Annotated in this window: 13 protein-coding genes and 1 riboswitch; of the genes, 8 read left to right on the top strand and 5 right to left on the bottom strand. The window is 68.9% G+C overall.

The window, feature by feature from the left end; translation table 11 throughout:
• The first annotated feature begins 183 nt into the window (after positions 1–183).
• The 3 genes from ACWEKR_RS21735 to ACWEKR_RS21725 all read left to right on the top strand — a co-directional run bounded on the left by ACWEKR_RS21735 (position 184) and on the right by ACWEKR_RS21725 (position 1,714).
• Positions 184–504, top strand: coding sequence for a 2-oxo-4-hydroxy-4-carboxy-5-ureidoimidazoline decarboxylase (locus ACWEKR_RS21735; RefSeq protein WP_452356016.1), 321 nt, complete (start codon positions 184–186; stop codon positions 502–504).
• 54 nt (positions 505–558) lie between these two features.
• Entirely contained in the window at positions 559–1,035 is a 477-nt protein-coding gene (locus ACWEKR_RS21730; protein WP_452356015.1) for a YbaK/EbsC family protein, read from the top strand.
• 127 nt (positions 1,036–1,162) lie between these two features.
• Positions 1,163–1,714, top strand: a complete 552-nt coding sequence (locus tag ACWEKR_RS21725) for a flavin reductase (protein ID WP_442939589.1) — start codon at positions 1,163–1,165, stop codon at positions 1,712–1,714.
• 12 nt (positions 1,715–1,726) lie between these two features.
• On the opposite strand, the gene ACWEKR_RS21720 is transcribed toward ACWEKR_RS21725, so the two are convergent.
• Positions 1,727–3,046: an aminotransferase class V-fold PLP-dependent enzyme gene (locus ACWEKR_RS21720; protein WP_452356014.1), complete on the bottom strand. Its 1,320-nt coding sequence runs from the start codon at positions 3,044–3,046 to the stop codon at positions 1,727–1,729.
• Between the two features lie 47 nt (positions 3,047–3,093).
• Positions 3,094–3,207: riboswitch (SAM riboswitch) on the bottom strand.
• A gap of 673 nt (positions 3,208–3,880) precedes the next feature.
• Here ACWEKR_RS21720 and ACWEKR_RS21715 point away from each other — a divergent pair.
• Positions 3,881–7,789, top strand: coding sequence for a Pls/PosA family non-ribosomal peptide synthetase (locus tag ACWEKR_RS21715; RefSeq protein WP_452356013.1), 3,909 nt, complete (start codon positions 3,881–3,883; stop codon positions 7,787–7,789).
• Entirely contained in the window at positions 7,789–9,135 is a 1,347-nt protein-coding gene (locus tag ACWEKR_RS21710) for a M1 family metallopeptidase (protein WP_452356012.1), read from the top strand. The genes ACWEKR_RS21715 and ACWEKR_RS21710 overlap by 1 nt, the downstream gene beginning before the upstream one ends.
• On the opposite strand, the gene ACWEKR_RS21705 is transcribed toward ACWEKR_RS21710, so the two are convergent.
• Both ACWEKR_RS21705 and ACWEKR_RS21700 read right to left on the bottom strand, forming a co-directional pair.
• Positions 9,136–9,321 (bottom strand): hypothetical protein, encoded by a 186-nt coding sequence (locus ACWEKR_RS21705; RefSeq protein WP_452356011.1) that lies wholly within the window; start codon positions 9,319–9,321, stop codon positions 9,136–9,138.
• Between the two features lie 27 nt (positions 9,322–9,348).
• Complete coding sequence (locus ACWEKR_RS21700; RefSeq protein WP_452356010.1) at positions 9,349–9,807, bottom strand: DUF2752 domain-containing protein; 459 nt, start codon at positions 9,805–9,807, stop codon at positions 9,349–9,351.
• A 242-nt stretch (positions 9,808–10,049) separates the two neighbouring features.
• Between ACWEKR_RS21700 and ACWEKR_RS21695 the strand changes: the two genes are divergently transcribed.
• The 3 genes from ACWEKR_RS21695 (at position 10,050) to ACWEKR_RS21685 (ending at position 12,372) form a co-directional block, all read left to right on the top strand.
• Positions 10,050–11,102 (top strand): alpha/beta fold hydrolase, encoded by a 1,053-nt coding sequence (locus ACWEKR_RS21695; RefSeq protein ID WP_452356009.1) that lies wholly within the window; start codon positions 10,050–10,052, stop codon positions 11,100–11,102.
• Positions 11,103–11,370: 268 nt separating this feature from the next.
• The gene (locus tag ACWEKR_RS21690) at positions 11,371–11,826 is read left to right on the top strand and encodes a hypothetical protein (protein ID WP_195088657.1); all 456 of its coding nucleotides are present in this window, start codon (positions 11,371–11,373) and stop codon (positions 11,824–11,826) included.
• Between the two features lie 123 nt (positions 11,827–11,949).
• A complete protein-coding gene (locus ACWEKR_RS21685; protein ID WP_452356008.1) occupies positions 11,950–12,372 on the top strand; it encodes a PPOX class F420-dependent oxidoreductase in 423 nt (140 codons plus the stop codon).
• Between the two features lie 57 nt (positions 12,373–12,429).
• Here ACWEKR_RS21685 and ACWEKR_RS21680 read toward each other — a convergent pair whose 3' ends face one another.
• Both ACWEKR_RS21680 and ACWEKR_RS21675 read right to left on the bottom strand, forming a co-directional pair.
• Positions 12,430–13,071 carry a hypothetical protein gene (locus ACWEKR_RS21680; protein ID WP_452356007.1) on the bottom strand — a complete coding sequence of 214 codons (642 nt, stop codon included), beginning with the start codon at positions 13,069–13,071 and terminating at the stop codon, positions 12,430–12,432.
• A gap of 101 nt (positions 13,072–13,172) precedes the next feature.
• Positions 13,173–14,756, bottom strand: a complete 1,584-nt coding sequence (locus ACWEKR_RS21675; protein ID WP_324198307.1) for an MFS transporter — start codon at positions 14,754–14,756, stop codon at positions 13,173–13,175.
• Positions 14,757–14,859 lie beyond the last annotated feature (103 nt).

Below are 14,859 nucleotides of genomic sequence, written 5' to 3'. Positions count from 1 at the left end.
TATCGAGACAGATCCTCGCCCGTGTCCCGACCCGGTGACCTGCGTGGCTTCCGGACTCACCGGCAAAATCGCCTAGCGTGTAAATCCTGTGCAAATTCGCCTGCGGTGCGCTGGTTGCCTGCCACGGCGACGGCGGATCATTGTCCCATCGGCAGACCTCAGTCATCGGGTTCGGAGAAGCTCATGCTGATGCACCGGGGAATCGGCCTGGACCGGTTCAACCAATTGCCGCGCGGTCGCGCGATTCACGCACTGTACGAATGCTGCTGCAATGTCACGTGGGCGGAGCGATTGGCCGACGCCCGCCCCTATCCGGATCACGACGCGCTGCTGACCATGGCGGACGTCGAATTGCTCGCACTGTCCCAGCGCGATCTCGAGCGGGCCTTCGAAGCCGTTGCGCACGAACCGGTCTCCGCGCGCGTGGTGACGGAACTCGCGCGCATCACCCGTGCGCGGATCGCCGGAATGCTCGGGCCGCCCGAGGGCTACCCGGAATACTGAACGGACCGCGCGACTCGCCCGGCATACCGCCCGCACTCGCTCTACCCTGGTGAGATGCGCAGGTCGTCATTGCCACCGGTCGCCTGCCGGGTCGCGGATACCCTCATCTCCCGAGGTCATCACGGTCTCATCGTCGCCAAGCCGGAGCCGACGCATACCGCCGCGGACGCCGCGCGAGCGCTCGGCGTCGATGTGGGGGCGATCACGAAATCCCTGGTGTTCCTGCTCGACGACGACCCGGTGCTCCTGCTGGTCTCGGGGGCGCATCAGGTCGACTTGGCGAAGACCGGCGCGCGCCTGGAGGGCACACTGACCCGCGCCTCCGCCGACATGGTGCGCCGAGCGACCGGCCAGCCGATCGGCGGTGTCGCACCGGTCGGCCACCCGACCAATCTGCCTACCTGGGTGGACAACGCGCTGGCGCGCCACCGGGAGCTCTGGGCCGCGGGCGGGCATCCGAACACCATCTTCCGCACCTCGTTTCCGGAGTTGCTGCGAATCACGGCGGGGCTGCCCATCGACGTCGACTGACTCGCGCGAATCACGTCGGGCGCGTACCCCGCTGCCGGTGCCCGCGAGTCGCCGGTCCGGCGTTGTGCCGACGGTCGGGCAACGTATGCCGCCACTCGCCGACCGGGGTGGGGCGTAGTTTCGTGGTGTGACCGACGCACCACGACCCGAGACGGATCTGCGGGTCCCCGATGATCTGAGCGGCATCACCGCGGAGCAATATCGCGCCTCCATGCGCCACTACCCGGCCGGCGTCACCGTCGTCACGTTGACTTCGCCACGGGGGCCGGTCGGCTTCACCGCGACCTCCTTCGCCTCGCTGTCGCTGGACCCGCCGCTGGTGTCGTTCAACATCGCGCACACCTCCTCCAGCTTGTCCGCCATGCTGGACGCCGCGTCCGTCGTGATCCACTTCCTCGGCGAACACCAGCAGCACCTGGCCCACCGGTTCTCCCGGACCGCCGAGGAGCGTTTCACCGACCGCAGCCTGTGGACGACACTCGACACGGGCGAACCGGTCCTGCACGGCACTCCCATCTGGCTGCGCGCCACCGTGCACCAGTTGATCCCCATCGGCGACCACACCTTCGTCGTCGGCTTGGTCACCCGAGTCCACGACAACACCGATGAGAAGCCCGCCGCCGCGCCACTGCTGTACTACAACGGGCGCTACTACCGGCCGACCGCCCTCGGCGACTGACCCCGGGCGTCCTCAGCCGACGAGGCAGGGAGCCGCGCCGGTGGGGGCGGTGGAGGTGAAGGGACGCGTTTCCGGGGTGGGGTTCCAGACGCCGTTCTCGGCGGCGTAATCCCAGGCGGGGCCCGTGCGCGCCAGGGTGGCGATCGCCTCGATCAGGCGGTCCACGTCGGCGGACGTGGTGCCGAGGCCGATGCTGGCGCGCAGCGCGCCGTCCAAGCCGAGGCGGGTGAGCAGGGGGTGGGCGCAGAAACGCCCGTCGCGGACGCCGATGCCGTGTTCGGCGGAGAGATAGGCGGCGACGTGGCCGGGAGCGAAGTCGTCGAGGGTGAACGCGACGATGCCGACGGAGTCGAGGCTGTCGATCCAGATGCGCAACAATCGGACGCCGGGAATCGCGGCCAAGCCGTCGCGGAGGCGGTCGGCGAGCCGGTGTTCCTGCGCGACAAGGGTTTCGGCGGCGATGGCACAGAGCGCATCACAGGCGGCGGCCAGCGCGGCGGCGCCGAGCACGTTCGGCGATCCGGCTTCGTGCCGCTGCGGCGCCTGCGCCCATTCGGCCTCGTCGGTGCGCACCTCGCGGACCGCGCCGCCGCCCGCCAGATAGGGCCGCGCCGCGTCGAGCCAATCCCGCTTGCCCACCAGCACACCCGCGCCGAACGGCGCGTAGAGCTTGTGCCCGGAGAACGCCAGATAGTCGATCCCGGTGTCGCGCAGACTGATCCGCCGATGCGGCGCCAGCTGAGCCGCGTCCACGAGGATCCGGGCGCCGCACTGGTGCGCGATGGTGGCCAGCCGCTCCAGCGGCAGCACCTCGCCGGTCACGTTCGACGCACCGGTCACCGCGAGCAATGCGGCGGGCCTGCTGCACAGTTCGGCGACCAGCCTGCCGATGGTCTCCTCGACCGTGTCGGCGGCCTGCACCACGCGCCTGCCTCGCCTGGTCCAGGGCAGGAAGTTGGCGTGGTGCTCGATGTCGAGCACCACCGTGTCGCCGGGGACGCAGGACGCGAGCAGGTTCAGCGAGTCGGTGGTGTTGCGGGTGAAGACCACCACCTGATCGTCGGCGGCGTCGAGAAAGCGGGAGACCGACCCGCGGGCGGCCTCGTAGCACTCGGTGGAGATCCGGGAGGCGTATCCCGCGCCGCGGTGCACGCTGGCGTAGAACGGCAGCAGCTGCTGCACCCGGTCGGTGACCTGGGCCAATGCCGGCGCGCTTGCCGCGTAGTCGAAGTTGGCGTAGGTGGCGGTTCCGCCCTGCACCAAGGGCACGCGCAGTTCGTCACCGGAGACTCGGGCGAGTGCGGCGCAGGTGTTGTCGACAGCAGTAGTCATCACGTGAATCCCGTCGGCTAGAGGACCCGCGATCGAATGATTCATCGAGTCCGCGCTTGCCGCGCCCGGTCGGGCGGCGGCCGGGTCGTCACCCGGAGCACCCCACCGCGGAGGGGGGTTGCCGGCCAGCAAGCCGGGGCTTCGCGCTGGCACTCATGACCTGACCCGAGAGTGGCAGACGCGCCCCGGCACTGTCAACCACATTGGACCCCGAGTCCGCACGAGCACCGCGTGGAGATAACCACCGCGCGCGAGCCATTACAAGCACCCCCACGATGACACGCGAGCCGCGCCCGCCGCGGGATTCGTCGCGTCGCTCGGCAACCGGGGGCCGCGCGGACGGCATACTCCCGCGCGGTTCGCTCGGCGGTTACCGCGGGGCCGCTGCGACCCCGACGCGAGTGCGATTCCGCGCGGCGTGACTTCCTGGCGCCCTCGTCGGATCCGCTTGGGCCGACCGATCCGATCGGCGTCGGGCTGCTCGGACTCCCTCCGCGACCGGCTGAAACATACGTCGCCGCGAGCCCGGACACAGGGGGTAGTTCACGTCCGCTTCGATGAGCGGAATCACACTTTCGATTCAGCGATCTCCCGGCGAACCCGAAGGCGAACCCCCGACCAGCGAGTTGCCCTGCCGGAGCGGCAAATACCCGGCCCACCTGCAACAACGAGCACGCGACCGGCCGATCCGACGGCCAGTCCGGTGAACAACAAACGACGACAACCCCGGGTACCGTGGACAACTGGCCAACGCGGCGTTTGCCCTTTGGTAACCCAGATATGACACAACAACGGGAAGTGTGAGGCAAGTCGATGGGAGGTGCGCAGAGCACCATGCTCGAGACAGACGTCGACGCGCCGGCGCGCCCGTTGTCGCGCGGCGACCGCGCACCCGAACCGAGAACGCTCGTCGACATCCTGACCGCGACGGCGCTCGCCCATCCCGACGCCCCCGCCATCGATGACGGCGAGGTGGTGCTGTCCTATCTGGAGCTGGTCGTCGAGATCGAGAAGACCATGGCCCGTCTCGCCACGGCGGGCGTGCGACCGGGCGATCGGGTCGGCGTGCGCATGCCCTCGGGCACCCGCGGCCTCTACGTGACCATCCTCGCCGTCCTGTACTCCGGCGCCGCGTACGTGCCGGTCGACGCCGACGACCCGGACGAGCGCGCGCAGCTGGTCTTCGGCGAGGCGCAGGTCACCGCGATCGTGACCGCGGCGGGCATCCAGACCACGGCCGCGGGCATCCGCGCGGCCGAGCAACAGCGCGAGCAAACCTGGTCGGCACTGCCCAGCCCCGGCGACGACGCCTGGATCATCTTCACCTCCGGTTCCACCGGCACGCCGAAAGGCGTTGCCGTCACCCACCGCAACGCGGCCGCCTTCGTCGACGCCGAAGCCGACCTGTTCCTCCGCGATGCTCCGATCGGTCCCGGTGACCGGGTGCTCGCGGGGCTCTCGGTCGCGTTCGACGCGTCCTGCGAAGAGATGTGGCTGGCCTGGCGCAACGGCGCCTGCCTGGTGCCTGCCCCGCGCGAGTTGGTGCGCACCGGCGCGGATCTCGGTCCCTGGCTGGTGCGGCGGGAGATCAGCGTGGTCTCGACCGTCCCGACCCTGGCGGCGACCTGGCCGGTGGAGGCCCTGGAGGCGGTGCGCCTGCTCATCTTCGGCGGCGAGGCCGTACCGCCGGAACTCGCCGAGCGTCTGGCGAGCAGCGGCGATTCGGCGCGCGAGGTGTGGAACACCTACGGCCCCACCGAAGCCACGGTCGTCGCCTGCGCCGCACGGTTGGACGGCCGGTGGCCCATCCGGATCGGCCTGCCGCTCAACGGCTGGGACCTGGTCGTGGTGGACCAGGCGGGTAACCCGGTGGCCGAGGGTGAATCCGGGGAATTGGTCATCGGCGGCGCCGGTCTGGCGCGCTATCTCGACCCGGTCAAGGACGCCGAGAAATACGCGCCACTGGCCTCCGTCGGCTGGGAGCGCGCGTACCGCAGCGGCGACCTGGTGCGCAACGACAGCGCCGGCCTCGTTTTCCTCGGCCGCGCCGACGATCAGATCAAGCTGGGTGGGCGGCGCATCGAACTCGGCGAGATCGACAACGCCCTGCAGCATCTGCCCGGCGTCACGGGCGCGGCGGCGGCCATTCGAACCACCAAGGCGGGCAACAAGCTTCTGGTCGGCTATCTGACCGGGCCCGGCCCGGACTTCGATGCCAAGGCCGCGCGTGCCGTCCTCGCCGAGCGTCTTCCGGCGCCGCTGGTGCCCCGGCTCGCGGTCGTGGACGAGCTGCCCACCCGTACCTCCGGCAAGGTCGACCGGGACGCGCTGCCGTGGCCGCTGCCCAACGCCGCCGAGGACGACGACAACGAGCTGACCGGCACGGCCCTGTGGGTCGCCGGACTGTGGGACGCCATCCTCGGCGCGGAGGCGAGCGACCTCGACGCGGACTTCTTCGACCTGGGCGGCGGTTCCCTCGCGGCGGCGCAGCTGGTCACCGCGCTGCGCGAACGGTATCCGCAGATCGCCGTCGCCGACGTCTACGACCATCCCCGCCTCGGCGCGCTGGCCGACCTGCTGGAGCAGACCACGCCCGCGGTGGCGGTCGCCGAGCGCACGGTGCGGCCGACGCCGGTGCTCGCGCAAGCCGCGCAGGTGCTCGCCACCATCCCGCTCACCACACTCACCGGCCTGCAATGGCTGACCTGGCTGGCGATCGTCGGCAACATCGCCGCTTGGTCCGGCTCGCTGCCGTGGCTGCCGCAGCTGTCCTGGTGGTGGACACTGACCGCGTTCCTGCTGTTCATCTCACCGCCCGGCCGCATGGCGATCTGCGTGGCCGGCGCGCGACTGCTGCTGCGCGGCATCCGGCCGGGCCGCTATCCGCGCGGCGGTTCGATGCATCTGCGGCTGTGGGCGGCCGTCCGTCTCTCCGAGGCCAGCGGCGCCGAGAACCTGTCCGGAGCGCCGTGGATGGTGCCGTTCGCTCGCGCGCTCGGCGCGAAGATCGGCAAGGGCGTCGACCTGCACAGCCTTCCGCCGGTCACGGGGATGCTCGAGCTCGGCGACGGATGCAGCGTGGAACCCGAAGTCGACCTGTCCGGATACTGGATCGACGGCGACGTGGTGCATCTGGGCCCGATCACCGTCGGCCCCGGCGCGGTGGTCGGCTCGCGTTCGATTCTGCTGCCCGGCACGAAGATCGGCAGGAACGCCGAGGTGGCGCCCGGTTCGGCGGTGTCAGGCAAGGTGAAGGCCGAACAGGAATGGGCCGGTTCGCCCGCGGTGAAGGTCGGCAAGGCCCAGCACCGCTGGCCCGCGCACACGCCCGATCGAGCCCGGCACTGGGTCGCGATCTTCGGCGTCACGTCGATGGCGTTGGCCGCCATGCCCATTCTCGGCATCGGCGCCGGTGGCGCGTTCCTGGCCTGGTTCGTTCGCGACACCCGCACCCTGGCGGGCGGCGCCGCGCGCGCGTTCGCCGTCCTCCCCCTCGCCACGCTGCTCAGCCTGGGCGTCTACGCGGCGGCGACCATCGTCGCGGTCCGCCTGCTGAGCATCGGCCTGACCGAGGGTTACCACCCGGTGCGCAGCCGGGTCGGCTGGCAGGCATGGGCCACCGAGCGGTTGCTGGACTCCGCGCGCACTTTCCTGTTCCCGCTGTACGCCAGCCTGCTCACCCCCGTGTGGCTGCGCTTGCTCGGCGCGAAAGTGGGCAAGAGCGTGGAGGCATCCACGGTGCTGTTGCTGCCGAAGTTCACCACGGTCGCCGACGGGGCCTTCCTGGCCGACGACACCATGATCGCCGGTTACGAACTCGGCGGAGGCTGGCTGCACATCGGTGCGGCGAAGGTCGGCAAGCGCGCCTTCCTCGGGAACTCCGGAATGACCGCCCCTGGCCGCCGGGTCCCGAAGAACGGGCTGGTCGCGGTGCTGTCGGCGGCGCCGTCCAAGGCCAAGCCGGGCTCGTCCTGGCTGGGCAGCCCGCCGGTCCGGCTGCGCCGCGCGGCGGAGAACGCCGACACCGCGCGCACCTTCGATCCACCGGCCCGCCTGCGCGTCGCCCGCGCCCTCGTCGAGACCTGCCGCTTGCTCCCGGTGCTGGTGACCTTCGCGATCGGACTCGGCGTGCTGTGCACCCTCGCGTGGCTCGCGCACACCTTCGGCCACCTCGCCGCCGGGCTGCTCAGCGGAGTGGTGCTGCTGGCCGCGGGCGCCGTCGCGGGAGCGAGCGCCGTGGCCGCCAAATGGTTGCTGGTCGGGCGGATACGCACCGGGGAGCATCCGCTGTGGAGCTCGTTCGTCTGGCGTAACGAGGTCTCCGACACCTTCGTGGAAACGGTTGCCGCGCCGTGGTTCGCGCGCGCGGCGACCGGGACGCCCGTACTGAACCTCTGGCTTCGCGGCCTCGGCGCCGAGATCGGGCGCGGGGTATGGTGCGAGTCCTACTGGCTACCGGAGGCGGATCTGGTGACTCTCGGCGACGGCGCGACCGTGGAACGCGGCTGTGTGGTGCAGACCCATCTGTTCCACGACCGGATCATGGCCATGGATACCGTCACCCTCGGCGCGGGCGCCACCCTGGGTCCGCACTGCGTGGCGTTGCCCGCCTCGGCGCTCGGCGACGGCGCGACCATCGGCCCGGCCTCCCTGGTCATGCGCGGTGACGCGGTGCCCGCCTCGACGCGCTGGTGGGGCAACCCGATCGCGCCCTGGTTCACGGGCGATCCCGGGGCGCGCTGATGACGGGCAAGTTCTACGAAGCCCCCATCGACGAGTACCTCCCGCAGAACGGCAACCGGGGGTATCGGGTCTCCCGGTACGAGCTGGAGCTGGCCTACCGGGTCTCCGCCAACCGGCTCACCGGCCGCGCCGCGATCACGGCGGTGACCACCGAGGTGCGCCCCCGGTTCGCACTCGATCTCTCCCAGGCGCTGAGCGTCTCGAAGGTGTCGGTCAACGGCGCCAAGGCCGCGAAGTACACCCATCAGCACGGCAAACTGGTGATCACGCCGCAGCAGCGGATTCCGGCGGGTGGCGTGCTCTCGCTGGTGGTGCAGTACGGCGGCACGCCGAAACCGGTGCGCGGGCCGTGGGGCGAGGTCGGGTGGGAAGAACTCACCGAAGGCGCGCTCGTTGCCAGCCAGCCCAACGGCGCGGCCTCCTGGTTCCCGTGCGACGACCACCCGAGTTCCAAAGCCAGCTATCGGATCTCGATCACCACCGATTCGCCGTATCACGCGGTGGCCAACGGAACCCTGGTGCGCAAGCAGAGCAAGTCCAGTCAGACCACGTGGGTCTACGAGCAGCCCGAACCGATGTCGAGCTACCTGGCCACCATCCAGATCGGTCACTATCGCAGGCACCGCATCGGTTCCTCGCATTCCGCGGTGCCGATGCACGCGATCCTGCCCCCGCGGCTGCGGGGGAACTTCGATCACGACTTCGCGCGTCAGCCGAGGATGCTCGAGGTCTTCAGCGAGAGGTTCGGCCCGTACCCGTTCGCGGACTACACCGTGGTGGTCACCGACGACGAGCTGGAGATCCCGATCGAGGCGCAGGGTCTGTCCATCTTCGGCGCCAACCACTGCGACGGCCGCCGCGGCGCCGAACGACTGGTCGCGCACGAGCTCGCCCATCAGTGGTTCGGCAACAGCCTGACCATCCGCCAGTGGCGCGATATCTGGCTGCACGAGGGCTTCGCCTGCTACGCGGAATGGATCTGGTCGGAGGCCGCGGGCGGACCCACCGCCGATCAGCTGGCCCGCGCCGCGCGCCACAATCTCTCCCGCGAGCCCCAGGACATCGTCATCGGTGATCCCGGACCGCGACGCATGTTCGACGATCGCGTCTACAAACGGGGGGCGCTCACACTGCACGCCTTGCGCCTCGAACTCGGCGACTCGACGTTCTTCGACCTGCTGCGGGAGTGGACCATTCGCTATCGCCACTCGTCGGTGACCACCGAGGAATTCACCGACCTGGCGGGGCACTACAGCCTGGTGTCGCTGCGTCCGCTGTGGGACAGCTGGCTGCTCGCCGAGCGGCTACCGCAGCTGCCGCCCTACGGCGGCGCGTCGACGGCCTGATCAGAACACCAGGTAACGCGTGGCGAGTTCCTCGACGAGCGGATCGTCATCCGGCACGCTCGCCAGCGCGTCCAGATCGGTCGCCACCGCGATCTGGCGCGGATCGTCGTGCTCGGTATCGCGCGGGTCCTCGATGAGCTGGCGCTGCAACTTCTGGCGCACCCTGGTCTTCAGCGAATCGTTCATACTTCCGGATGCCCCCAGACCGGGTTGTTACACCGGTGTAAACAAGGTTCCCCACGGCGTGTTCCGTACGACGGTGTAGATCGCCAGCAAGGCGAAGAACGTCCACATGGTGGTGCGGCTGATCGACGGCAGCCGCATCTTCCGGCCGCGCCACCCCTGGACGGTCCAATCCAGCACCCACACCGCGAAGGCGAGGACCAGCGGAAGCGCGAGCAAGTTGCTGTGCAACGCATCGATGAGGTGCCCGTCGGTGAGGTTGTGCACCGCGCGCATCCCGCCGCATCCGGGGCAGTACCAGCCGGTCAGCGCGTAGACCGGACAGGTGCCGTAGGAGCCTTCGACGTGCGGATCACGGACGTGCAGCAGTACACCGACGCCCACGCCGAGACCTGCGACGAGCAGCGGAAGCGCCGCCCCGCGCCAACCGCTCTTCGGCTGAGTTCCGAGGTCCGCCACGGGGCCGGAGGCAGGGTGCGCTATGTCCACGAATCAACCGTAACCGGGCAGTGCGGACGGCCGCCACGGCAGCTGCGCGGTCCTGTGGCTGCGCGACCGTGATGCGCACCGAAACAAAAGCACTGACGACTTTTTCTGCCGGAATGATCTTTTGGGGTATCGAATCCGGGGGTACTCCCCGATATAGACCAGGAACACCGTCGTACGGCGCTAACACTAGCAAGCAGCGCTGCTTGCACTGTACGGTGACGGTGAACACAAAGGAGTGCTCGATGCTGGCGAAGTCGATGAGGACGCTGGCGGACGCGCATAACGGTGCGCTCACCGCCGATTACCGTGCCGCACTGCGGTCCCGGACCTTCCGGACCACGTCGTTGAACAGGCCCACCGCCCGTCACGCGGTCATCCCGGTCACCACCAAGGACGGCGCCCGCCTGCGAGTACATGCCTACGGCCCCGCCCAAGGCGATGTCATCGTGCTGATCCACGGCTGGAGCTGCAGCATCGAGTACTGGAACCCGCAGATCAACGCGTTCGCCGACCGGTATCGCGTGGTCTGCTACGACCAGCGCGGCCACGGCGCCAGCGAACCCGGCAAGACCGCCCCGAGCAAAGAGTCGCTGGCCGACGATCTGTCGGCCGTGCTGAATGCCACGCTCCGCCCCGGCCAGCGAGCCGTACTGGTCGGCCACAGCATGGGTGGCATCACCATTCAAGCCTGGGCCGCGCGGTATCCGGAGCAGGTCCGCAAGCAGGCCGCGGCCGCCGTTCTGCTGAACACCACGTCGGGCAACATTCGCTACGACACCGATCTGCTCCCGCTGCTGAACAAGCCGCTCACGCTGGCGGACCGCCCGATCACCGTGTTCGGAGCCGCCGTGCGCATACCCATGATCGTCGCCGAGACGCTGCTCACCGCCCCGGTCCCGCTACCGGGCGGCTGGCCCACCAGTGCGCTGCTCAAGGCCCGGGTGATGACGCCGCACGCGACCGCGGATCAGGTGGAGTTCGCACTGGGCATCGTGCGATCGTGCCGACCGCTCACTCGCGGCAGGCACGCCGCCGCGCTCGCCGACATGGACCTCGCCGAGGCCGCCGCTTCCCTGACCGTGCCCACCACGGTGATCGCGGGAGCCCATGACCGCTTGCTGCCCGAGCGCATGTCACGCCGCATCGCCGACGCGCTCGCCGAAGCAGGCCACCTGGCCGCGTACCACGTGTGGCCCACCGGCCACCTGGGCAACATCGAGGCTGCCGACCGCTTCAACGCGGAATTGGCCGCCATCGCCCAGAGCGCCCACCTGCGCGACGCGGCCGCGGGCTGACCCTGACCGTTGCTCTTGGGCCGGTCGACGACACCCGGTCCGAGAGCGGACTTCCACGAAGCCCGAGGCCGACTACGCTCCTACGTTTGCCGCCTCGATACTGCAACAAGATCGAATTCTGAAGCTCCGGTCGCTCACCACGTAATTCCGGCGTGTCCACGCCGAATTCGAGGCCTCCGGCGCGTTTTCCTCTACTCCCGTTAACATTCAGCGAACTCAGGTCGACACAGCAGTCAGACAGTTTCGGGTTCCGACGAAGGGAGCAGCGGTGGGTGTCTGGCGTGGTGTGGCTGTCCTTGTTCTGGCCTTCGGCGCACTCGGTGCGAGCATTCCGGCGGCCTCCGCGCTTCCGCTGGGCGTCCCCCCTGCGCGCACGCTCTGCGGGGGCGGCGGCGCGGGCATCGGCATGATCGCCGCCTACTACGACTCCAACCGCAACTACTCCGGCGTGCCCACCCTGTGGATCCACCCGGAGTTCGTCTACACACCCGACCGTCCCGGCGGCACCTGCGGCGTGACGGTGACGGTTTCCTGGCGCAACTCCGACACCGGCGCGCTGGGCACCCTGCCCCCGATCCGGCTCGACGACAACACACCGGCCGAGGAGAACGTCGCCGGCTCGTGGGTGCCGGTGAGCATTCCGTCCGGTCTCGGCCGAGTAGAAGTCCTCATCGCGACCGACGCTCCCCATGTGCCGGGAAAGGGAGTCTTCGTAGTCACGTAGCCGGATCGAGTCCCCCGCACGGACTCTGCCGGATCGATGCGATCGGCATCCGCGAAGCACCGACACGGCAACCAGTCCCGCCGTGCGGGGAATGAATACGCCGACCACGCGGTAGAACCAGACATGAAACTCGACGACGACGCTCGTTCACTCATCGGGTCCGGCGCCGACGCCACGCTGGTCACGCTCAACCCGGACGGCAGCCCGCAGGTCTCGGTGGTCTGGGTGGCTCTGCGGTCGACACCGGACGGCGACGAACTCGTCACCGCACACCTGGGCGTCTATCAAAAGATCCGCAACGTCCGCCGCGACCCGCGCGTGGCGGTGACCATCCTTTCCCCGGAACGCGGCGAAGTCATGCGCCCTTACCTTTCGATCACCGGCACCGCCCGCGTCGTCGAGGGCGGTGCACCGGAATTGCTCAGGCAGCTCGCCGAGACTCTGGCCGCCCCGGGCGTCGAGTTTCCTCCGCCGGACGCCCCGCCCGGTTACCTCACGCGTATCCGGATCGACAAAGTCGGCGGCATCGGCCCCTGGGCCGCCTAGCCGGTTCCGCCTCTGGCGGTCGAAGCGCGTGGCAGCGTCTCAGCCGGAGGGGCAGGCTCAGCCGGAGTTCCGGCGGGCCTTCTCTCGCCGAACCCATTGGGCGATGGCCGCCACGGCCGAGAACATCGCCGTTGCCCCGGCCACCAGCGCGGTGCCCGTGAGTTTCGCGGTGGAGAACTCGACCGTGCGCCGGCCCGGCAGCGGGTATTGCCCGTTGCCCGATGCCCATCGGATCACGAAGCCGACCTGGGTGCCGAGATCGGTGGGCGGGCCGGAGCCGATCATGGAGCGCAGCTCCGGCCCCTTGCCGTTGAGGTAGATCAGGGTGAACGCGATGAACAGCGCCATCGCCACCGCGGCGCCCGTCGTCAAGCGGGCAAGCGCTTCGGTGCGGGCCCACAGATTGATCAGCGCCGCCAGGACGGTGAGGAAGATCGCGATGGTGGCGAGGAGTGCCCACTTGCCGCTGAGGTTGGAGTGGGCCGGGGGGTTCTTCGACCACAGACCCACGAGGGTGGTGGTGATGTGGGTTTGGCCGAAAGCGTTACTCCAGATCGTGCCGTCCGGTCCCCCGGTGGTCAGCCAGGGCTTGAACAACAGGGTGAACGTGATGGCGGCTCCGACGGCCGCGAGCATGAACCCCCAGTTGTCCTGGAGCAAAGTCCCGACCGGTCGCATCCGCCCCCGCAGTTTCGCCACATCGACTCGCGGTTTCCGGAGGCGGCCCGCCCAACGGCGGGGAGAGCCCGCCCGGGAGTGCGGATTGTTTGCCCCTTGCCAAGGAGTCGGCTGCACCATCGCTAGTCCGCCTTCAATGCATCGATATCGGACGAGCCGTCAGGTAGCGGCTCGCTGATTACTGCTGCGGGCGTTCGGACCGCGAGGGCGGGGTCCTCGACGGCGGCTGGTTCCGCGGTCGCATCCGCCGGTTTGGCCGCCGAGAGCGGATCGGCGATGTCCTCGAGGGACTTGCCTTCGGCGTTCACGCCGAAGAACCAGGCGACCAGCCCGCCGAAGATCATGAATCCGGCGCCGATGAGGTACCCCACCGTGAGCGGGAACCGGTCCGGGTTCGGGTTGTCGGCGCCGCCGACCAAGTGCCCGAACAGGAAGGGCGCGACCACTCCACCGGCGCCCTGCGCGATGGCGAAGAAGAACGAGATGGCCTGACCGCGAAGTTCCAGCGGGAAGATCTCGCTGACCGTGAGATAGGCCGACGACGCCCCCGCCGAAGCGAAGAAGAAGATGACACACCAGAACAGGGTCTGGGTGGTGGCATTGAGGATGCCCGCGTTGAATGCCCACGCGGAGAGGAAAAGCAGCAACCCGGATCCGAGATACGTTGCGCAGATCATCTTCCGGCGGCCGATGCTGTCGAAGAGCGGCCCGAGCACCAAGGGACCGATCAGGTTACCGACGGCGAAAGGGAAGAAGTAGTAACCCGTATGGTGGGCCGGCACGTCGTAGAAGTTGATCAATACCAACCCGACGGTGAAGAAGATCGCGTTGTACAGAAATGCCTGCGTGGCCATCATCGTGAAGCCGAGGAAGGAGCGAGACGGATACCGTCCGAAGAAGATGCGCCCCATCTGCACATAGGACAGTCGATCCGTGTCCACGATGTCCAGTGCTTTGCTCTCGTCTACCGGAGGCAGTTCGATTCCCCGGCTTCGGACCTGCGCTTCGATCTCGTCGACGGTCCGCTCGGCTTCCTCGGCACGACCGTGGGTGAGCAGCCAGCGGGGGCTCTCCGGGATGTGCCTGCGCAGGAAGATGATGATGAGCCCGAGGACGGGTCCGATGAAGAACCCGATTCGCCATCCCCAGCCGGTGGGAATGAGCTGTTCGTTGAACAGCACCAGACTGGCGGCCGCGCCCAGAGCGGCTCCGCCCCAGTACGTTCCGTTGATCGCGATGTCGACCCGGCCCCGGTATTTGGACGGCATGATCTCGTCGATCGCGGAGTTGATCGCCGTGTACTCGCCACCGATTCCGGTGCCCGCGATGAAGCGGAAGAAGTACAGCGACCACGCGTTCCAGGAGAAACCGGCCAAGCCACTGCCGATCAGATAGATCGCCAGGGTCAGGATGAACAATTTCTTGCGACCGAGCCGGTCGGTGAGCCGGCCGAAGACGAGCGCGCCGACGACCTGACCGGCCAGATACCACGACGCCATCGCGCCGACCTGTCCGGACGTCAGATGCAGCGTTCCGGCGTCTTGCAGCGGTCCGCCCATGCTGCTGACGATCTGGATCTCGATCCCGTCCAGGATCCAGGAGACGCCCAGCCCGACGACGATGAGCCAGTGGAACTTGGTCCACGGCAGCCGGTCCATCCGGGCCGGCACCAAACTTCGGACTACCTTGGTTCGCGTTTCCAGCACTTGATGATCACCTTGATTCGGAAGAGCCGGTTCGCGCACAGGCCCGCTCTGCACTGGCTTCGCTCCTCACCGCCCTGAGCGGACCTGGTAACGCCCGGTTACA

It is taken from the genome of Nocardia sp. NPDC004573, assembly GCF_053602135.1.
Note: the sequence above shows the minus strand (reverse complement) of the source record. Positions and strands in the feature narration are given on the sequence as shown.